The organism is Pseudomonas sp. S11P7 (assembly GCF_023195435.1).
In the GTDB taxonomy this organism is placed as follows: domain Bacteria; phylum Pseudomonadota; class Gammaproteobacteria; order Pseudomonadales; family Pseudomonadaceae; genus Aquipseudomonas; species Aquipseudomonas fluorescens_G.
Window position 1 is genome coordinate 5,474,582 of sequence record NZ_JALPKS020000002.1, and the last position, 19,992, is coordinate 5,494,573.

At 59.5% G+C, this 19,992-nt stretch carries 21 protein-coding genes and 2 pseudogenes; 15 read left to right on the plus strand and 8 right to left on the minus strand.

Translation table 11 applies throughout. From position 1 onward, the window contains the following. Positions 1–182 precede the first annotated feature (182 nt). Positions 183–1,403: a CaiB/BaiF CoA transferase family protein gene (locus tag M0746_RS24990; protein ID WP_258450992.1), complete on the minus strand. Its 1,221-nt coding sequence runs from the start codon at positions 1,401–1,403 to the stop codon at positions 183–185. 13 nt (positions 1,404–1,416) lie between these two features. Then, positions 1,417–2,598 (minus strand): acyl-CoA dehydrogenase, encoded by a 1,182-nt coding sequence (locus tag M0746_RS24995; RefSeq protein ID WP_090288050.1) that lies wholly within the window; start codon positions 2,596–2,598, stop codon positions 1,417–1,419. A 158-nt stretch (positions 2,599–2,756) separates the two neighbouring features. Here M0746_RS24995 and M0746_RS25000 point away from each other — a divergent pair, with 158 nt between their 5' ends. From M0746_RS25000 to M0746_RS25045, 10 genes are all read left to right on the plus strand, one after another. Beyond that, entirely contained in the window at positions 2,757–3,656 is a 900-nt protein-coding gene (locus tag M0746_RS25000; RefSeq protein WP_258450993.1) for a LysR family transcriptional regulator, read from the plus strand. 434 nt (positions 3,657–4,090) lie between these two features. Beyond that, positions 4,091–5,212, plus strand: coding sequence for a Re/Si-specific NAD(P)(+) transhydrogenase subunit alpha (locus M0746_RS25005; protein ID WP_258450994.1), 1,122 nt, complete (start codon positions 4,091–4,093; stop codon positions 5,210–5,212). Positions 5,213–5,227: 15 nt separating this feature from the next. Next, complete coding sequence (locus M0746_RS25010; RefSeq protein ID WP_003187417.1) at positions 5,228–5,548, plus strand: NAD(P) transhydrogenase subunit alpha; 321 nt, start codon at positions 5,228–5,230, stop codon at positions 5,546–5,548. Then, complete coding sequence (locus M0746_RS25015; RefSeq protein ID WP_258450995.1) at positions 5,548–6,981, plus strand: NAD(P)(+) transhydrogenase (Re/Si-specific) subunit beta; 1,434 nt, start codon at positions 5,548–5,550, stop codon at positions 6,979–6,981. The genes M0746_RS25010 and M0746_RS25015 overlap by 1 nt, the downstream gene beginning before the upstream one ends. A gap of 214 nt (positions 6,982–7,195) precedes the next feature. Then, a complete protein-coding gene (locus M0746_RS25020) occupies positions 7,196–8,689 on the plus strand; it encodes an acetyl-CoA hydrolase/transferase family protein (RefSeq protein WP_206414348.1) in 1,494 nt (497 codons plus the stop codon). A gap of 321 nt (positions 8,690–9,010) precedes the next feature. Then, entirely contained in the window at positions 9,011–9,226 is a 216-nt protein-coding gene (locus tag M0746_RS25025) for a DUF1127 domain-containing protein (RefSeq protein WP_011058498.1), read from the plus strand. A gap of 332 nt (positions 9,227–9,558) precedes the next feature. After that, complete coding sequence (locus M0746_RS25030; protein WP_258450996.1) at positions 9,559–9,876, plus strand: DUF2388 domain-containing protein; 318 nt, start codon at positions 9,559–9,561, stop codon at positions 9,874–9,876. A 108-nt stretch (positions 9,877–9,984) separates the two neighbouring features. Next, positions 9,985–10,302 carry a DUF2388 domain-containing protein gene (locus M0746_RS25035; RefSeq protein ID WP_258450997.1) on the plus strand — a complete coding sequence of 106 codons (318 nt, stop codon included), beginning with the start codon at positions 9,985–9,987 and terminating at the stop codon, positions 10,300–10,302. A gap of 27 nt (positions 10,303–10,329) precedes the next feature. Next, on the plus strand, positions 10,330–10,650 hold the full coding sequence (locus M0746_RS25040; protein ID WP_122604763.1) for a DUF2388 domain-containing protein: 321 nt from the start codon (positions 10,330–10,332) through the stop codon (positions 10,648–10,650). Then, on the plus strand, positions 10,647–12,608 hold the full coding sequence (locus M0746_RS25045) for a DUF4105 domain-containing protein (RefSeq protein ID WP_258450998.1): 1,962 nt from the start codon (positions 10,647–10,649) through the stop codon (positions 12,606–12,608). Before M0746_RS25040 ends, M0746_RS25045 begins: the two co-directional genes overlap by 4 nt. Positions 12,609–12,676: 68 nt before the next feature. On the opposite strand, the gene trpA is transcribed toward M0746_RS25045, so the two are convergent. Together trpA and trpB are read right to left on the minus strand one after the other, a co-directional pair. Then, complete coding sequence (trpA, locus tag M0746_RS25050; RefSeq protein ID WP_093096132.1) at positions 12,677–13,486, minus strand: tryptophan synthase subunit alpha; 810 nt, start codon at positions 13,484–13,486, stop codon at positions 12,677–12,679. Further along, a complete protein-coding gene (trpB, locus tag M0746_RS25055; protein ID WP_258450999.1) occupies positions 13,486–14,718 on the minus strand; it encodes a tryptophan synthase subunit beta in 1,233 nt (410 codons plus the stop codon). The genes trpA and trpB overlap by 1 nt, the downstream gene beginning before the upstream one ends. A 114-nt stretch (positions 14,719–14,832) precedes the next feature. On the opposite strand from trpB, the gene M0746_RS25060 reads away from it, so the two are divergent. Continuing rightward, positions 14,833–15,750: a LysR family transcriptional regulator gene (locus M0746_RS25060; RefSeq protein ID WP_258451000.1), complete on the plus strand. Its 918-nt coding sequence runs from the start codon at positions 14,833–14,835 to the stop codon at positions 15,748–15,750. Here the strand turns inward: M0746_RS25060 and M0746_RS25065 are convergent. Further along, on the minus strand, positions 15,723–16,049 hold the full coding sequence (locus tag M0746_RS25065; RefSeq protein ID WP_039757078.1) for a DUF883 family protein: 327 nt from the start codon (positions 16,047–16,049) through the stop codon (positions 15,723–15,725). The two genes, M0746_RS25060 and M0746_RS25065, sit on opposite strands and share 28 nt — an antisense overlap. A gap of 165 nt (positions 16,050–16,214) precedes the next feature. Between M0746_RS25065 and M0746_RS25070 the strand changes: the two genes are divergently transcribed. Next, positions 16,215–16,430, plus strand: a complete 216-nt coding sequence (locus M0746_RS25070; RefSeq protein WP_090288024.1) for a dodecin — start codon at positions 16,215–16,217, stop codon at positions 16,428–16,430. A gap of 128 nt (positions 16,431–16,558) precedes the next feature. After that, on the plus strand, positions 16,559–16,783 hold the full coding sequence (locus M0746_RS25075; RefSeq protein ID WP_090288022.1) for a DUF1161 domain-containing protein: 225 nt from the start codon (positions 16,559–16,561) through the stop codon (positions 16,781–16,783). A 158-nt stretch (positions 16,784–16,941) separates the two neighbouring features. Here M0746_RS25075 and M0746_RS25080 read toward each other — a convergent pair whose 3' ends face one another. Beyond that, positions 16,942–17,943 (minus strand): LLM class flavin-dependent oxidoreductase, encoded by a 1,002-nt coding sequence (locus tag M0746_RS25080; protein ID WP_090288020.1) that lies wholly within the window; start codon positions 17,941–17,943, stop codon positions 16,942–16,944. Positions 17,944–18,182: 239 nt separating this feature from the next. On the opposite strand from M0746_RS25080, the gene M0746_RS25085 reads away from it, so the two are divergent. Both M0746_RS25085 and M0746_RS25090 read left to right on the plus strand, forming a co-directional pair. Continuing rightward, positions 18,183–18,614 (plus strand): OsmC family protein, encoded by a 432-nt coding sequence (locus M0746_RS25085; RefSeq protein WP_258451001.1) that lies wholly within the window; start codon positions 18,183–18,185, stop codon positions 18,612–18,614. Between the two features lie 248 nt (positions 18,615–18,862). After that, positions 18,863–19,102: a DUF1161 domain-containing protein gene (locus M0746_RS25090; protein ID WP_258451002.1), complete on the plus strand. Its 240-nt coding sequence runs from the start codon at positions 18,863–18,865 to the stop codon at positions 19,100–19,102. A 6-nt stretch (positions 19,103–19,108) separates the two neighbouring features. Here M0746_RS25090 and M0746_RS25095 read toward each other — a convergent pair. Further along, positions 19,109–19,527: pseudogene (locus M0746_RS25095) on the minus strand (PA0061/PA0062 family lipoprotein). Between the two features lie 40 nt (positions 19,528–19,567). Then, positions 19,568–19,989: pseudogene (locus M0746_RS25100) on the minus strand (PA0061/PA0062 family lipoprotein). Between the last annotated feature and the right edge of the window lie 3 nt (positions 19,990–19,992).

The window sequence follows — 19,992 nt, forward strand, 5'->3', positions numbered from 1 at the left end:
GCTGCCGAAACCTACATAACTCGTTGAATCTCAAGGAGTTTTCCGTTTCGACTGCGCCGGAAGTGGGGCGAATTATAGACACCTGAGATCTGCCGTCAACCATTAATTTCGCTTTTCTTTCAATCACTTGCAGATCGAGTTAAAAACGATCAAAACCGACTCCTTCTATATAGAAGGAATCGTCACAGCACTCCGGCCGCCTTCAAATCCGCGACCGCACCCGCCCCCAGGCCCAGCACTCGCTGCAATACTTCAAGCGTGTGCTCGCCCAACAACGGTGGCGCGTGACGATACTCGACAGGCGTTTGCGACATACGGATAGGGCTGGCCACCTGAGGCACCATCCCGGCCAGCACATGAGGCAACTCGATCGCCAGCCCGCGCGCCCTCACCTGCGGATCCTCAAATACCTGCGACAGATCATTGATCGGCCCACACGGCACTCCCGCCTGCTCAAGTTGAGCAACCCACTCGGCAGTGGTCTTGAATACGGTCGCCTGGCGAATCAAAGGGATCAGCACCGCCCGGTTGGCCACGCGCAGCTTATTGGTTGCGAAACGTGGGTCATCTGCCCACTGTGGCTGCCCAGCCGCTTCGGCAAACTTGCGGAACTGCCCATCATTACCGACGGTAAGAATGAAGTCGCCATCAGCTGTAGGAAAATCCTGATAAGGCACGATATTCGGATGTGCGTTGCCCAGGCGCTTGGGCGCATTGCCCGTTGTCAGGTAGTTCATCGCCTGGTTCGCCAGGCAAGCCACCTGAACATCCAGCAATGCCATGTCGATATGCTGACCACCCCCGTCGTGATCCCGATGAGCAAGAGCCGCCAGAATCGCCACCGTCGAATACAGTCCGGTGAGAATGTCCGTCAGTGCCACGCCGACTTTCACCGGCCCGGCGCCTTCATCCCCTTCAGGACGACCGGTCAGGCTCATGAGCCCGCCCAAGCCCTGCATCATGAAATCGTAGCCGGCGCGCTTGGCGTAAGGCCCGGTCTGGCCAAACCCGGTGATCGAGCAGTAGATCAGATTCGGATTGATCTCCTTCAACGACTCATAGTCGAGCCCATAGGCCGCCAGACCGCCGACCTTGAAGTTCTCGATCAGAATGTCGGACTTGGCAGCCAGTTCGCGCACCAGCTTCTGCCCTTCGGCACGGGTGAAATCGATGGTTACCGATTGTTTGTTGCGGTTGGCGGACAGGTAATAAGCCGCCTCCGACGTATTCTCCCCGTAGGCGTCCTTAAGGAACGGCGGCCCCCAGGCGCGCGTGTCGTCGCCATTGCCCGGGCGCTCGACCTTGATCACTTCGGCGCCAAGGTCGGCGAGAATCTGCCCGGCCCACGGCCCGGCCAGCACTCGCGACAAATCCAGTACCCGCAGATGCGACAGCGCGCCCATGGTCGTTCTCCTGTTAATAGAACGCCTGCAGACCGGTTTGCGCGCGTCCGAGGATCAGCGCGTGAACGTCGTGAGTACCTTCATAGGTATTCACCACTTCCAGGTTGACCAAGTGACGGGCGACGCCAAACTCATCGGAGATACCGTTACCGCCGAGCATGTCGCGAGCCATGCGAGCGATGTCCAGCGACTTGCCGCACGAATTGCGCTTCATGATCGAAGTGATCTCGACCGCCGCCGTGCCTTCATCCTTCATCCGCCCAAGACGCAGGCAACCTTGCAGGGCCAGGGTGATCTCGGTCTGCATGTCGGCAAGTTTCTTCTGTACCAATTGGGTTGCGGCCAATGGACGACCGAATTGCTGGCGATCCATGGTGTACTGGCGAGCGGTGTGCCAGCAGAACTCGGCAGCGCCCAGCGCGCCCCAGGAGATGCCGTAACGCGCGGAGTTGAGGCAAGTGAACGGGCCTTTCAGACCGCGCACGTCCGGGAAGATGTTTTCTTCCGGCACAAACACGTTGTCCATGACGATCTCACCGGTGATCGATGCACGGAGGCCGACCTTGCCGTGAATCGCTGGAGCACTCAGGCCTTTCCAGCCTTTTTCCAGGACGAAGCCACGGATGTCGCCGGCATCGTCTTTCGCCCAGACCACGAACACGTCGGCGATCGGGCTATTGGTGATCCACATTTTTGCGCCGGTCAGGCTATAGCCGCCGTCGACTTTACGTGCACGGGTGATCATCGCGCCCGGGTCGGAGCCGTGGTTCGGCTCGGTCAGCCCAAAGCAGCCGATCCATTCACCGGACGCCAGTTTCGGCAGGTACTTTTGTTTCTGCGCTTCGGTACCGAACTCGTTGATCGGCACCATCACCAGTGAGGACTGCACACTCATCATCGAGCGGTAGCCGGAGTCGACACGTTCCACTTCACGAGCGATCAGGCCATAGCTGACGTAGTTCAGGCCGCTGCCACCGTACTGCTCAGGGATGGTCGCACCCAGCAAACCCACTTCGCCCATTTCGCGGAAGATAGCCGGGTCGGTCTTCTCATGGCGGAAGGCTTCGAGGACACGCGGCGCGAGACTCTGCTGAGCGAACTGCTCGGCGGTGTCGCGGATCATGCGCTCTTCTTCGGTGAGCTGTTGATCCAGCAGCAGGGGATCGATCCAGTTGAAGCTAGCTTTACCGCCCATGAGTGTGTCCTCGTAAATCGACTGAATTAACGTGGCATTGATCCTAGGCGCGCTTCGTCGTCGCAGCAAACGAGGATTTAGCATCCTGTTGTGCTAATTTCTCACTCCGAAACGTCGCGGAATGCCTTTCATGCGGCGCATTAGTGAGGATGACGTACATGCGCAGGAAGATACCGAGCACCGCGGCCCTGATCAGTTTCGAAGCAGCTGCTCGCCATGAGAGTTTTACCCGGGCCGCAGAAGAACTTTCCCTCACTCAAGGCGCCATATGCCGCCAGATCGCCAGCCTTGAGGACTTCCTTAGTGTCGAACTGTTCCGACGCTCGCGGCGCGGAGTAAAACTGACCGAGGCGGGGCTTTCCTACAGTCGTCGGGTCGCGACGCAACTCGATGCCGTCGAGCGCGACACCCTGTCGGTCATGGGGCAGCAAGGCGCCAATGTCATCGAACTGGCGGTAGTGCCGACGTTCGGCACGCAATGGCTGCTGCCGCGCTTGAAGGATTTTCAGCACAAGCATCCGGAAGTCACGGTCAACCTGACCAACCGTACCCGTCCGTTCCTGTTTGCCGATACGCAATTCGATGCGGCGATCTACTTTGGCGATGCAGATTGGTCCGGTACTGAATCCCACAGATTGATGGGCGAGAATCCGATGCCGGTGTGCAGCCCGGCCCTGCTCGGCAACCATAAACATCTGAGCGCCGAGACCATCGCCGAATTGCCGTTGCTGCAACAGACCACCCGCCCCTACGCGTGGCGTCAGTGGTTCAACTCGCAACAGCTGAATATTCCCCGCGACATGACAGGTCCACGCTACGAGCTATTCTCCATGCTCGCCCAGGCAGCCATGCACGACATGGGGATTGCGCTGATTCCACCGTTCCTGATTCAGCGAGAGCTAGCCGAGAAACGTTTGGTCATCGCCAATTACCAAGCGCTTTCCAGCATCAAGGCTTATTACCTGATGATTCCTGAGCGAAAGGTCGAATCCGCGTCACTGAAAGCATTTCGTGACTGGTTGTTACAGCAGGCGCAGAGCTACAGCCTAGATGAATAGAGGCCTCCAGCAATTGTTAACCTCGTAGTCAGAAATACCAAAGCCCTACAGATATAACTATTTGTCGCTATTTCGCCGACTGTATCCGAAAGTCGTACAGACGTCCCATAAGCGCCGTAAGACGTGGCTTTGAGCCGTCATAGGCGACACATTGCTGCCTATTCACGTCACCTATCAGAAATTTTTCAATATTCAGCCAGAATCCTTGCAGAGCACGGTCTGCAAGGGATTCAACTGGCCATCTGCGACATTCGGTCACGGCATGACTTGTAGTTAATTTTCCGTCACCCGTCATAATCCCTTGAAGGGCATAAAGTTCGCCTGCAAAATGCCGCGCCCCGCCCTGCTTTGGCGGGATCGTGCTGATCGGCCGCCCCAGTCGCACCATCCGCAGTGCCTGGGTTTACTCAATAAGATCACGCAGGAGATTTGACGTGCACATTGGTGTTCCTCTCGAAACCCAGACCGGTGAAACACGGGTTGCTGCAACCCCGGAAACCATCAAGAAGCTGATCAGCCAAGGTCATAAGGTCACTGTGCAAAGCGGCGCCGGCGTTAAAGCCAGTGTCGTCGACAGTGCCTATGAAGCGGCCGGCGCAACCATTGGCAGTGCCAATGACGCGTTTGCTGCCGAGCTGATTCTGAAAGTGGTCGCCCCAAGCGATGCCGAACTGACGCTGATCAAGCGCGGCACCGTGCTGGTTGGCATGCTCAACCCGTTCAACAACGAAACCATCGCCAAAATGGCCGAGTGCGGCATTACCGCGTTCGCCCTCGAAGCGGCGCCGCGCACCTCGCGCGCGCAGAGTCTCGATGTGTTGTCGTCGCAGGCGAACATTGCCGGCTATAAGGCGGTGTTGCTGGCTGCTCACTACTATCCGCGCTTCATGCCGATGCTGATGACCGCTGCGGGCACCGTGAAAGCGGCGCGCGTGCTGATTCTCGGCGCCGGCGTGGCCGGTTTGCAGGCGATTGCCACGGCGAAACGTCTGGGTGCGGTGATCGAAGCGTCTGACGTGCGTCCGGCGGTAAAAGAGCAGATTGAATCCCTCGGCGCCAAGTTCGTTGACGTGCCTTACGAGACCGATGAAGAGCGCGAGTGCGCAGTCGGGGTCGGCGGTTACGCGCGGCCGATGCCGGCGAGCTGGATGCAGCGTCAGGCCCAGGCCGTGCATGAACGTGCCAAACAGGCGGACATCGTCATCACCACCGCGTTGATTCCGGGCCGCAAGGCACCGACGCTGCTGAGCGCGGAAACCGTGGCGCAGATGAAACCGGGTTCGGTGGTCATTGATCTCGCCGCCGCTCAGGGTGGCAACTGCCCGCTGACCGTGGCCGATCAGGTCGTGGTCGAGAACGGCGTGACCATTGTCGGCCCGACCAATCTCGCCGGTGAAGTCGCCGCAGACGCCTCGGCGCTGTACGCACGCAACCTGCTGGATTTCCTCAAGCTGGTGTTCACCAAGGAAGGCCAGTTCGACGTCAACCTCGAAGACGACATCGTCGCCGCGTGCCTGATGTGCCGCGACGGCCAAGTCATCCGCAAAAACGCCTAAGCAGGGATTCAGACGATGGAAGAGCTTATCTCCCCCGGTATCTACAACCTGATCATCTTCGTGCTGGCGATTTATGTCGGTTACCACGTGGTCTGGAACGTTACGCCTGCGCTGCACACACCGTTGATGGCAGTCACCAACGCGATCTCGGCGATCGTCATCGTCGGCGCGATGCTCGCCGCCGCGCTGACCGTCACGCCGCTGGGCAAAACCATGGGCACGCTGGCCGTGGCACTCGCGGCGGTCAACGTTTTTGGTGGCTTTCTGGTCACCCGCCGCATGCTTGAGATGTTCAAGAAGAAAGCCCCGAAAGTAAAAGAAGAGGCGCCGAAGTAATGAGTATGAATCTCGTCACGACGCTTTACCTGATCGCGTCGATCTGCTTTATCCAGGCCCTCAAGGGCCTGTCGCACCCGACCACTTCCCGGCGCGGCAACCTGTTCGGCATGCTTGGCATGGCGCTGGCCATCATCACCACGGTTGGCCTGATTTATAAGCTCGGAGCTGAACTTGCCACTGCCGGTATCGGTTACGTGATCGTCGGCCTGCTGGTCGGCGGTACCGCTGGTTCGATCATGGCCAAACGCGTTGAAATGACCAAGATGCCGGAGCTGGTGGCGTTCATGCACAGCATGATCGGCCTCGCAGCGGTATTCATCGCGATTGCCGCCGTGGTTGAGCCGCAATCGCTGGGCATCGTCAAACAGTTGGGCGATGCGATTCCGGCGGGCAACCGTCTGGAGCTGTTCCTCGGTGCTGCCATCGGTGCAATCACCTTCTCCGGTTCGGTGATCGCCTTCGGCAAGCTCTCGGGCAAATACAAGTTCCGCCTGTTTCAGGGCGCACCGGTACAGTTCGCCGGGCAGCACAAGCTCAACGCCATATTGGGTCTGGCGACGCTGGCTCTCGGCCTGGCCTTCATGTTCACCGGCAACCTCACGGCGTTTGCACTGATGCTGGCGCTGGCGTTCGTGATGGGCGTGCTGATCATCATCCCGATCGGCGGCGCCGACATGCCGGTGGTGGTATCGATGCTCAACAGTTATTCGGGCTGGGCAGCGGCGGGTATTGGTTTTTCGCTGAACAACTCGATGCTGATCATTGCCGGTTCCTTGGTGGGTTCGAGCGGCGCGATTCTCTCGTACATCATGTGCAAGGCGATGAACCGTTCCTTCTTTAATGTACTGCTCGGCGGTTTCGGTAACACGGCGGATGCGGGCCCGGCCGGTGCCAAAGAAGCGCGTCCGGTGAAATCCGGCTCCGCTGATGACGCCACTTTCCTGCTGACCAACGCTGATACCGTGATCATCGTTCCGGGCTATGGTCTGGCAGTAGCGCGGGCCCAGCATGCGCTGAAGGAGCTGACCGAGAAGCTGACTCACCGTGGCGTGACCGTGAAGTACGCAATCCACCCGGTGGCCGGTCGCATGCCTGGACACATGAACGTGCTGCTCGCCGAGGCCGAGGTGCCTTACGATCAGGTATTCGAGATGGAAGACATCAACTCCGAGTTCGGTCAGGCCGACGTGGTGCTGGTGCTCGGTGCGAACGACGTGGTCAACCCGGCCGCGAAGAACGATCCGAAATCGCCGATTGCCGGCATGCCGATTCTCGAAGCGTTCAAGGCCAAGACGATCATCGTCAACAAGCGCTCGATGGCCAGCGGTTATGCCGGTCTGGACAACGAACTGTTCTACCTGGACAAGACCATGATGGTCTTCGGAGACGCGAAGAAAGTCATCGAAGACATGGTCAAAGCGGTCGAGTAACACCCCGCGGCGATACTCAACGCCCCGACTTGTCGGGGCGTTTTTGTTTGCGCAAAACACCGGACAATTTGCCGCGTTGTTGCAGATCCGGTAACGGTGTTTTACTTGAAACCCGCGAAATAGACGCCTTGTTTGCGACCTTGGTAGCGGGACAGGCGCCCGTCAAATTCACTAGACTGCGCATCCTGCTACTCGTTGCCCGAGATAATAATCCATGTACCGTGACCGTATTCGCCTGCCTTCGTTGTTGGACAAAGTGATGAGCGCTGCCGACGCCGCTGCTCTGATTGAGGACGGCATGACCGTCGGCATGAGCGGCTTCACCCGCGCCGGCGAAGCCAAGGCCGTTCCTCACGCACTGGCCGAGCGGGCCAAGGTCACGCCGCTGCAGATCAGCCTGATGACCGGCGCCAGCCTGGGCAACGACCTCGACAAGCAACTGACCGAAGCCGGCGTGCTGTCGCGGCGCATGCCGTTTCAGGTCGACAGCACCTTGCGCAAGGCGATCAACGCCGGCCAGGTGATGTTCATCGATCAGCACCTGTCAGAAACCGTAGAACAGTTGCGCAATCAGCAACTGAAGCTGCCGGACATCGCGGTGATCGAAGCCGTGGCCATCACCGAACAGGGGCACATCGTGCCGACCACCTCGGTCGGCAACTCGGCGAGCTTCGCGATCTTCGCCAAACAGGTGATCGTCGAGATCAACCTGGCGCACAACGCCAACCTCGAAGGTCTGCACGACATCTATATCCCGACTTACCGCCCGACTCGCACGCCGATTCCACTGGTCAAGGTCGACGATCGCATCGGCAGCACGGCGATTCCGATTCCACCGGAGAAGATCGTTGCCATCGTCATCACCCAGCAGTCGGATTCGCCGTCAACGGTATCGACACCCGACGTCGATACCAACGCCATCGCTGAACACCTGATCACCTTCTTCAAACAGGAAGTCGACGCCGGTCGCATGACCAACAAGCTCGGCCCGCTGCAGGCCGGGATCGGCAATATTGCCAACGCGGTGATGTGCGGCCTGATCGACTCGCCTTTCGAAGACCTGACCATGTACTCCGAAGTGCTGCAGGACTCGACCTTCGATCTGATCGACGCGGGCAAGCTGAGCTTCGCCTCGGGTAGCTCGATCACGCTGTCGGAACGCCGCAACAGCGATGTGTTCGGCAATCTGGAAAAATACAAGGACAAGCTGATCCTGCGCCCGCAGGAGATCTCCAACCACCCGGAAGTGGTTCGCCGCCTGGGCATCATCGGCATCAACACGGCGCTGGAATTCGATATCTACGGCAACGTCAACTCCACCCACGTCTGCGGCACGCGGATGATGAACGGCATCGGCGGCTCCGGCGACTTCGCGCGTAACGCGCATCTGGCGGTGTTCGTGACCAAATCGATCGCCAAGGGCGGCGCGATTTCCAGCGTGGTGCCGATGGTCAGCCACGTCGATCACACCGAGCATGATGTCGACATTCTGGTGACCGAGATTGGCCTGGCCGATCTGCGTGGTCTCGCGCCAAGGGAGCGTGCACGGGTGATCATCGATAACTGTGTGCATCCGGATTTCCGCCCCGCGCTGAACGATTACTTCACTGCCGCTTGTGCAATCGGTGGCCACACCCCGCACATCCTGCGTGAAGCCTTGAGCTGGCACATGAATCTGGAAGAAACCGGGCGCATGCTCGCGGTGTGATTCACACAGATGCTCGCTGGTGCAAACACAGTTTGCGCCAGCCGAGATTGGCGAACTCTCTTCAACCGTCAAAAACTGTACTGCTGTACCGGTCTTTTCCTACAGTAATCTCCTGCTCATTCGCGCAACCGGGCAAAAATGCACCACTTGAGTGCGGACAGGTACAGTTTGCTCGATTTTGACCCGTACACCACCTATAAACAGTTAACTGGTCACTCACAATACAGTGCAACTGTATCTAGAGAGACTAGTCAAACGAGAGGATCATGGGCACCAGTCAAACCACTACCTGATCCCGCCACAAGCGGAAGGATGTCAACCATGGAACGTACACTCAGTTCCGAACTGTTCTTCGAAGACAAAGCTGAAAAAACCCAGGCTTCCCTGCCTCTGCGCGTTATCGCCAACCTGATGTTGTGGCAGCGCCGCATCTCCAGCCGCCATCAACTGGCCCGTCTGGATTCGCGTCTGCTGGCTGACGCCGGTATCAGCGAAGCACAACGCTACGAAGAGCTGAGCAAGCCGTTCTGGCGCTAAGCAGCGTCGCTGGCTCTGGTCGCCAAGACCTACCGCCAGCAACCCGAATTGAACAAGCAGAACCCGTCGTGGGAAACCACGACGGGTTTTGTCGTTTCAGTGCTCAGAAATTCTCAGAACATGTGATTTCAACCGCACCAGAACAATTCTCGCATCCCTGAAATCATGCGGTACAGTTGTGCATTTAAACGGCCGCAACGCTGGCCATCACTGGGCGAATCGCGAACGGCAGCCTAATATCCACCCAGAACGTGGCGAACGTTAAGCGACTGGCGTCTGACTCCTCAGATACCGAGCCACCTCTCACTACGGTTTATCCAAAGGAGTTCCACATGACCCGTCTTCGTCTGCTCAGTGCCGCCGCCCTGCTGGCCGTGGCTGCCAATGCCAGCGCCACCAGCTTCATCGTGACCACCGACTCCATCGTTGGCGCTCTGAAAGCATCCTCGGACGCGACTTCCGACGTCACCTCCTCCTTCCGCGACGACAAGATCGTTCTCGCCGCCCGTGACGACGCGGCGAGCTTCGTTGCCAGCCAAGGCGATATCCGCGGGGTGAAACTGGAAAGCGCGCTCGATCACATCCGTCACCAGGCGCCACAGCTGGAAGCGACCGATGCCCAACTGGCCCAGGCCATCCTGACGCTGTAAGCGCATCAAGCATTGCGGGACACGCCAGCCGTGTCCCGATGTTTCAACGCTGGCTCTGGCCCGGGATTTTGCGCTAGCCTTCAGGCTCGTTAACAGTTGTCGAGTCCCATGCGCTTTCTTTCCAATCCGCTCATCTACTCTGCTTTTCTAACCGCCTGCTGGGCAACATCGGCCGGCGCCTTCGATGCGTTCAATGCCTCAACCCAAGGCACCGTTGTCAGCGCTTACGCGACCAGCATGGTGTCTTCCGCGCCGTTCGACCGTAAACTGCTGCTCGCCGCTCACGATGACGCGGCAGCCTTCGTTGCCAGTGATGGTGAATGGCGAGGTGCCCGGCTGGAATCCGCGCTGCATTACCTGCGCAAAAACCGGCCAAAACTTCATGCCAGCGACCTTGAACTGGCAGAAGCAATTCTCGTCCAATAGTTATCTTGTCCCTTTCGGAGTCGTTCCATGCGTAGCCCGCTGATTGCTGCCGCCCTTGGCCTGTTTTTGTTGGCCGATGTGGCCCAGGCGCACACCCTGGTAGCCACCAGTAACATCATCGTCCGTGCCTCCCAGCGCACCATCGATTTCACCTCCGATACGACCACCTCGATTCGCGATTCGAAAATCATCCGCGAAGCCCATGACGACGCCGCCAGTTTCGTTGCCACCAACGGTGATATTCGTGGCGCGCACCTGGAAGCTGCCATCAACACCTTGCGCACGCGCGTTCCGGAAGCGCGCGACGCCAGCGATCAGGTGCTCGCCGAAGCCATCCTCGCACTGTGAGGTCCATTGGCGCCTGGCTGCTGGCCGGGGCGCTGTTGCTGCTCGGCAACAGCGCTCACGCCAGCCTGCAATTGCGGCTCAAGACCGATGGCTTGAGCCCCGCCGAACAACAGGCCAGTCAGGCGCTGATCGATGAAGCCATGCACAGGTTGCCGCCGAGCTTCATCGAACGGCTGGATCGGCGGATCGACGTCGGCTGGACCGACGACATGCCCGCCAACGCCTACGGCCAGGCGACGCTGGTGGCTGAGCTCGACCTGAATCGAAAACTGCTCGCCGGACTGACGGACGGCAGCGCCGCCAAAGAAAAAACCAATCGCCCCCACGGCACCGTGCGTCAGGAACTGCTCGCCACGGTGCTGCATGAAATCACCCACATCTACGACCGCGCCCGCCTCTGGCCGGATGCCGAGCGCACGCTGATCCAGCGTTGCAACCGGCGCTTCGACAGTGCCGGACTGATCGGTATGCCGGATGAATGTCGCGGGCAGAATGGCCGGCGCTTCACCCTCAGCGATGATCCGCGGCTGCTCGATCTGGCCGGCTGGCAGCAATACGTCGGCCGGCGGGGTGAACGTGAACAGCACAACCGGCAGATCGCACGCAGCCCCGACCTTTACGAAGTGTCGAGCCCCAAGGAGTTTGTCGCGGTCAACATGGAGTATTTTCTCCTCGACCCGAGCTACGCCTGCCGCCGGCCGGCGTTGTATCGCTATTACCGTGATCACTTCGGCTGGGCGCCGGAGGCCAAGGACACTTGCAGCAAAACCTTCGCCTTCCTCAATGCCGGTAACGACTTTGCCAAGCAGCCCTTGGGGCAGGTCGATCCGGAACGGGTTTACGCCGTCGATTACCTGCTGGCCGAGGCCAATCAGAACTGGGTCAGCCGCTGGGGCCACAGCATGTTGCGCCTGGTGATCTGCGCACCGGGCCGCCCGCGCGGACCGGATTGCCGCCTCGATCTGGACCAGCACCTGGTGCTGTCGTACCGCGCCTTCGTCGGCGACGTGCAGCTGTCGAGCTGGGACGGACTGGTCGGCAAATACCCGTCGCGGCTGTTCGTATTGCCGCTGGCGCAAGTGATCGACGAATACACCAAGACCGAACTACGCAGCCTTGCTTCGGTGCCGCTGAACCTGTCCCGCGAGGAAATCGAAGGCGTGGTCGAACACGCCGCCGAAATGCACTGGAGCTACGACGGCAACTACTTCTTCCTCTCAAACAACTGCGCGGTCGAAGGCCTGAAGTTATTGCGCAGCGGCAGCAACAACACGCAACTGGTCGGCCTCGACAGCATCATGCCCAACGGCTTGCTGGAGGTGCTTAAAGGCCGAGGTCTGGCGGACACCAGTGTGCTGGACGATCCGAAAGAAGCCTTGCGCCTCGGTTATCGCTTCGACTCGTTCCGCGATCGTTATCAGGCGATGTTCGACGTGTTGAAGAAGCAGTTGCCGATCAAACAGAACACCGTTGAGGAATGGCTATCGCTGTCCGCCGAAGAGCGTCGTGCGTGGTTCGAGCGTGCCGACTTGCGCACCAGTGCGGCGTTGCTGTTGCTTGAGCAGGCGAGTTTCCGTCGACAGTTGTTACTGGCTCAGGACGAGGTCAAGCAGCGTTACCTCGGTGCCCGCGAACTGGAAAACGGCGGCATGGACAAGGCCAACGCGACCTTGCAGGAAATTCTTGCCAACAGCGGCTTCCTCAGTCGGCCGGCGGAATTGCTTGATGCCAAGGGTTACGGCTTGCCGCAGCCGAACGAGTTCGGCCGGCTGGAAGCGGAAAGCAGTCAGCGGCAGAAAAAGCTGCTGGCCCTCTCTGGCGATCTGGATACCGAAGTGCGCAAGCTGCTGGAGCCCAAACGCGCCGCGGAGATCGCCGCCAGCGAAGCCAACGTGAAGCAGATCGGCGAGCATCTGCGCAAACTGCACAAGGCTTCGGGCGGACTTGAATTGCCCTAAAACAAAAAGGCTTCAGAACACAATTCTGAAGCCCTTTTTATTGAGTCATCAGCCTGCGCTGATCTGGGTCAAACGCGAGCCTTGCGCACACCCTCCGACAGCGCCGCGCACAGGCTCAAGACACCGTCGACAGCCTGCGCAGGCGTATCGGCACTGGCAATGTGATCAATCAACGCCGACCCCACCACCACACCGTCCGCCAACCGCGCGATCGCCGCTGCCTGCTCCGGCGTGCGGATGCCGAAACCGATGCTGATCGGCAGATCGGTGTGCCGACGCAAACGGACCACCGCCTCTTCGACGTGCTCCAGCGTCGCCGCGCCGGCACCGGTCACACCGGCCACCGACACGTAGTAGACGAAACCGGAGCTGCCATTGAGGACCTTCGGCAGACGCGCGTCGTCGGTGGTCGGCGTGGTCAGGCGGATGAAGTCCAGACCGGCCGCCTGGGCCGGGTCGCACAGTTCGGCGTTGTGCTCAGGCGGCATGTCGACCACGATCAGGCCGTCGACGCCGGCGTCTTTGGCTTCGGCAATGAAGCGCTCGACGCCAAACTTGTGGATCGGGTTGAAATAGCCCATCAACACCAGCGGCGTGTCGCTGTTGCCTTCGCGAAATTCACGAACCATCTGCAGGGTTTTCGCCAGATTCTGCTGAGCACCCAAGGCACGGATGTTGGCCAGCTGAATCGCCGGGCCATCGGCCATCGGGTCGGTGAACGGCATGCCCAGCTCGATCACATCGGCACCGGCGCCGGGCAAGCCTTTGAGGATCGCCAGCGAAGTGTCGTAGTCAGGGTCACCGGCCGTGACGAAGGTCACCAGCGCGGCGCGATTCTGTTCCTTGAGGGCGGCAAAACGGGTTTGCAGGCGGCTCATCAGTGTTTCTCCTGCTGGGAAGTTTCCATGTGGTGCATGACGGTCTGCATGTCTTTGTCGCCGCGACCTGACAGGTTGACCACCATCAGGTGATCCTTTGGCAGTTTCGGCGCGCGTTTGAATACTTCAGCCAGAGCGTGGGCGCTTTCCAGGGCAGGAATGATCCCTTCCAGACGGCAGCATTTGTGGAACGCCTCGAGGGCTTCGTCGTCGGTGACCGAGGTGTACTGGACGCGGCCGATGTCATGCAACCAGGCGTGTTCCGGGCCGATGCCCGGGTAGTCGAGGCCGGCGGAAATCGAGTGCGCGTCGATGATCTGACCATCGTCATCCTGCAGCAGGAAGGTCCGGTTGCCGTGCAATACACCCGGAACGCCGCCATTGAGGCTCGCCGCGTGCTTGCCGGTTTCGATGCCGTAACCTGCGGCTTCGACGCCGATGATGTCGACGCTCTTGTCGTCGAGGAACGGGTGGAACAGGCCCATGGCGTTGGAGCCACCGCCGATGCATGCCACCAGGCTGTCCGGCAGACGGCCTTCCTGGGCCTGCAACTGATCGCGGGTTTCCTTGCCGATCACCGCCTGGAAATCACGGACCATCGCCGGGTACGGGTGCGGACCGGCCACGGTGCCGATCAGGTAGAAGGTGCTGTCGACGTTGGTCACCCAGTCACGCAGCGCCTCGTTCATTGCATCTTTCAGGGTGCCGGTGCCGGCAACGACAGGAATCACTTCAGCGCCGAGCAACTTCATGCGAAATACGTTGGCCTGCTGACGTTCGATGTCAGTGGTGCCCATGTAGATCACGCAATCCAGACCGAAACGCGCCGCAACGGTGGCCGTCGCCACACCGTGCATGCCGGCGCCGGTCTCGGCGATGATGCGCTTCTTGCCCATGCGCCGCGCCAGCAGGATCTGGCCGATGCAGTTGTTGATCTTGTGCGCGCCAGTGTGGTTCAGCTCTTCGCGCTTGAGGTAGATCTTCGCGCCGCCGCAGAACTCGGTCAGGCGTTCGGCGAAATACAACGGGCTCGGACGTCCGACGTAGTCACGCTGGAAGTAGGCCAATTCCTCTTTGAACGCAGGATCTTCCTTGGCCGCTTCGTATTCACGAGCCAGGTCGAGGATCAGCGGCATCAGGGTTTCGGCGACATAGCGGCCACCGAACGCACCGAACAGGCCGTTATCGTCCGGGCCGTTGCGCAGGTTGGAAGTGTGCGAAGTCTGGGTCATGGTGTGCTCCAGGAGAATTCGGGTCAAAAGACAATGACCACCACTCTACCCCTGACCTTCTAAGCTGAAAACCGATAAGATCGCCGCAACCTGTCAGGAAAACTCACATATACCATGAGCCAGGATCTTCCTCCCCTGAATGCCTTGCGCGCATTCGAAGCAACTGCCCGCTTGAACAGCGTCAGCCAAGCTGCTGAACAGCTGCACGTGACGCACGGTGCAGTCAGTCGGCAGTTGAAAGTGCTGGAAGAGCACCTCGGCGTGAGTCTTTTCGTCAAGGATGGACGCGGCTTGAAACTCACAGATGCCGGCCTGCGTCTGCGTGATGCCAGTGGCGAGGCGTTCGATCGCTTGCGCAGTGTGTGTGCGGAGCTGAGTCAGGACAGCGCCGATGCACCGTTTGTGTTGGGTTGCTCGGGGAGCTTGCTGGCGCGCTGGTTCATTCCACGTCTGGGACGATTGAACGCCGACTTGCCGGATCTGCGTCTGCATCTGTCGGCCGGTGAGGGCGATCTCGATCCGCGCCGTCCGGGGCTGGACGCGTTACTACTGTTCGCCGAGCCACCTTGGCCGGCGGACATGCAGGTCTATGAACTGGCCGCAGAGCGCATCGGGCCGGTGATGAGCCCGTTGTTTGCCGGCTATCAAGCCTTGCAAGCCGCGCCCGCCCAAGCGTTGCTCGATGAGCCCTTGCTGCATACCACTTCGCGCCCGCAAGCGTGGCCAAGCTGGGCGCAGCAGAACGACCTCGACGCCAGAGCGCTGAAGCTCGGGCAAGGTTTTGAGCATTTGTATTATCTGCTGGAGGCTGCGGTGGCGGGTCTGGGCGTGGCGATCGCACCGGAGCCGCTGGTCACAGAAGACTTGAAAGCCGGTCGCCTGGTTGCGCCTTGGGGCTTTTGCCAAACCCCGGCGCAACTGGCGTTGTGGCTACCCAAGCGCGCCGCTGACGGGCGCGCCCGGCAACTGGCGCAGTGGCTGAAAAACGAACTGCGCCAGACCGATCACTCGCCGCGCTTGAACAGGAAATAAGCGGCGAGCAGGCCGATTGCACCGACCGCGACACCGGCCGTGGTCCATGGATGCTCTTGGGCGTAGTCACGAGTGGCAATGCCGGTTTCGCGGGTTTTCACTTTGACTTCTTCGTAAGCATCGCTGAGCAGATGACGCGAATGTTTCAGCGCACTTTCAGCATTGCTTTTCAACGCCTTGAGGGTCTTGCGCGACTCGTCCGAAGCGTCGTCTTTGAGGCTTTCCAACGATTTGAGCAGACTCTCGATCTCCGCTTCCATGCTTTGCAACGAGGCTTTGCGTAACGAGGTGTTGGCCATGGTGGCTCTCCTGCATTGGTGATGAGTGGCGTGTGTTGGTTGGGACTTCAGCGCATCGAGAAAGTGCAGAATTTCTGAACTTCGGCAGCGCAGCGCCGCCGAAATCAACAGAGCGAATCGCTGCTAGTCTCAATTCCACACGCCTTCCATCCCAAGGAGTTCGTTATGAGTGACCACCACACTTACAAGAAAGTCGAGCTGGTCGGCTCGTCCACCACCAGCATCGAAGACGCCATCAACAACGCGCTGGCCGAAGCCAACAAAACCCTGCGTAATCTGGAGTGGTTCGAAGTTACCGAAACCCGCGGTCACATCGAAAACGGCCAGGTCGCGCATTTTCAGGTAACGCTAAAAGTCGGCTTCAAGATTGCCAGTAGCTGAGTTTGGTCTAGTCTTCTGAACTTGCGCGCTGGCCGAGTGCCATAGGAATGGCAATGCGCTACAGGGTGGTCGCATCGAGCGTACGGCTCGGTGCCCGCCTCTTTAAATCCGACCAGGGAGTGCGACCGATGAAGAAGTTCATGTTGGCAGTAGGTTTGTTGAGCCTTGCGGGTGGTGCGTTCGCAGCCGGCAAGCCATGTGAAGAGCTGAAAAGCGAAATCGCGGCGAAGCTCGACGCCAAGGGCGTTTCCGGGTATTCGCTGGAAGTTGTCGATAAGGGCGCTGCGGCTGATGCCAAAGTTGTTGGCACCTGCGAAGGTGGCAGCAAGGAAATCGTCTACAAGCGCGGTTGATCGCGCCTGAAATGCAAAAGCCGACGTGGATGCGTCGGCTTTTTTGTGTCCTGTTTTTCGGTAGGAGTGAGCCTGCTCGCGATGGCGGTGTAACCATCAGCAATCCATTGACCATGCAAACGCTATCGCGAGCAGGCTCACTCCTACAGGGGGCGGCGTTATCCTTTCATGACCTGCGCCAGCAATTCGTAGGAATGCAGGCGATCGGCATGCTCATACAAGTCGCAGGTGAAGATCAGCTCATCCGCCTGGGTCTGTTCAACCAGCACCTGCAACTTCGCGCGGATTTTCTCCGGGCCGCCGACCATCGCCAGGCCAAGGAAATCACCCACCGCTTCGCGCTCGTGTGGCAGCCACAGGCCATCCATGCTTTTCACCGGCGGACGCTGCACCAGGCTTTGCCCACGCATCAGCGCGAGAATGCGCTGGTACACCGACGTCGCCAGATAATCCGCCTGCTCGTCCGTGTCCGCCGCAACCAGCGGCACGCCGAGCATCACGTACGGCTTGTCGAGCACCGCCGACGGCTTGAAGTGGTTGCGATAAACGCGGATTGCCTCATGCATGAAACGCGGTGCGAAATGCGAGGCGAAGGCATAAGGCAAACCGCGCTCACCGGCCAGTTGCGCACTGAACAGGCTGGAACCGAGCAGCCAGATCGGCACGTTGGTACCGGTGCCCGGCATCGCGATCACCCGTTGTTCCGGGGTACGCGGGCCGAGGTAGCGCACCAGTTCGGCGACGTCTTCGGGGAAGTCGTCGGCACTGCCGGAACGTTCACGGCGCAGCGCACGCGCGGTCATTTGATCGGAGCCGGGCGCGCGACCCAAGCCGAGATCGATACGCCCCGGATAGAGACTTTCCAGCGTGCCGAACTGCTCGGCAATCACCAGCGGCGCATGGTTGGGCAGCATCACACCGCCGGAACCGACACGAATGCTCGACGTACCGCCGGCCAGATAACCGAGCAGCACCGACGTCGCCGAACTGGCAATGCCATCCATGTTGTGGTGTTCAGCCACCCAGAAGCGCGTGTAGCCGAGTTTCTCGACGTGCTGCGCCAGGTCCAGCGAATTGCGCAGCGACTGCGCCGGGCTGCCGTTTTCGCGCACTGGCACCAGGTCGAGGGTGGAAAATTTTACGTCGGACAGTTGTTTCATAAACCTGCATCTCCGGTGGGGAGGCAGGTTTTTCTTGCGAACGAAAACCTGCCAGATCCATAAGCGTGTTGTATGCAATGAGGGCATATACCCGAGTTTCAATAGAGGCGCAGAAATTTCCTACTAAAAAAGTCAACGATTCGGCCGAGCTGAACTTTGTGGCGCGGTCTATCCTCAGAAGCCTTGCTAGTGAAAACCACGACGGCGCGGCGTTCCGCGCCCTATATGAGGAGGCAGACATGGCTATCGTGAAAAAGGCATCGGCGCATTGGGAAGGTGATCTGAAAACCGGTCTGGGTTCGATTTCCACCGAGACTGGCGTGCTCAGAGAAGCGCCTTACGGCTTCAAGGCGCGCTTCGAAGGCGGCAAGGGCACCAACCCGGAAGAGCTGATCGGCGCCGCGCATGCCGGCTGCTTCTCCATGGCGTTTTCGATGATTCTCGGCGATGCGGGGCTGAAGGCCGACAGCATTGATACCAACGCTGAAGTTACGCTGGATCAGGTAGACGGCGGGTTTGCGATCACTGCGGTGAAGCTGATTCTCAAAGCGAAAATTCCGGGCGCGACTCAGCAGCAGTTTGAAGAGCTGAGCAATAAGGCGAAGGAAGGATGCCCGGTGTCCAAGGTGCTGAACGCGCAGATTACCCTGGAGGCTTCGCTGGTCAGCTAACTCAGCATTTGCTGGTCTGACGCCATCGCGAGCAGGCTCACTCCTACAGTTGATCGCATTGCAGCTGAATAAATGTGATCCCTTGTAGGAGTGAGCCTGCTCGCGATAGCAATCTCAGCCTCACCGGGACGTTAGGCTCAAGGCACAAGGTGTGAGCAAAGTCAGAACCCGCTCTGTAGAAATGTGGTCGAATAACTGACAGCAGCTTCAGCGCACGCCCGTGCGCGCTGCCTCAAGGAGCTTCATCGATGAAACGTATTGGCTTGGCGATCCTTTGCAGTGCACTGGCCACATCAGCTCTGGCAGCGCCAAAAGACTGCGAAGAGCTTAAAAAAGAAATCGAAATCAAGATTCAGGCGAAGGCCATTCCATCGTACACCCTGGAAATCATCACCAGGAAAGAGGCCAAGGAACACGACTCGGCCATGATCGTCGGCAAATGCGACAACGGTAAGAAGAGAATCCTCTACCAGAAAAACGCTAACTGAACGCTCTCAAGGCACGCAGTTGACCTGCCGTTCGTTGGCGACAATCTGCCCTTGCTGATTGATCAAGCGTGCGCTCGGCGTGAAAGCCAGCGACCGCGCTTCGAGGCGGTAGCGTTGCCCGGCTTCAAAGTGCTCGTAGGGCACCGTCAGGTAACACAGGCGCTCCTGCGGGTCGGTATCCATGCCCTGCCCCCGCCGAAAATCTCGAAATCGAAGCGAACGGTCAGTTCATGGCTACCCGGTGCGACCTGGAAAAAGCGCCCGTCCCGCAGCCGCTGATGATCCAGGCGCTCGGCCATCAGCACCTTGCCGCCCGGGGTCGGCATGGCAAAGTCGACCCAGGCTTTTTGTGGGTCGGCTGCCGGTAATGGGCTTTGGCAGCCGGCAAGGACACTGGCGGCCAGCAATGTGGTCAACGTGCGCATTGTCGAAGTCCTATGAAAGAGGTCTCCAGCATAGCGCCGATCAGCTGCTCTGGCAGCCCGCCGGAGTCCCCTGCCCCACGACCTTGCGCTGTTCGTCATAGAGTTTGGCCCACGGCCGGAAGCCAATACTGCCGGCCTGCAGTTGATAGCGCTGGCCGGCATTGAAGTCCTTGAATTTGACGTTCAACCGGCAATCACGCCAGAGCGGTTCAGCGCCCGGGCCGATATTGGTCGCTTCGACCGGAAATTGATAACGCACCTTGAGTTCATGGCTGCCGGGCTGCACTTCGAAGTAGCGCTTGTCGACGGCCGCTTGGGTATCGACTTGCAGCGCTTGCAGGGCCGTATCCTGTTGGCGGGCGTCCAGATCGATCCAGGCTTGCGAGGGGTCAGGATCGGGCATTCCGAATCCGGCACAACCGGCCAGCGTCAGCAGGCCCCTGTCAGCATCAACTTGCGCATAGC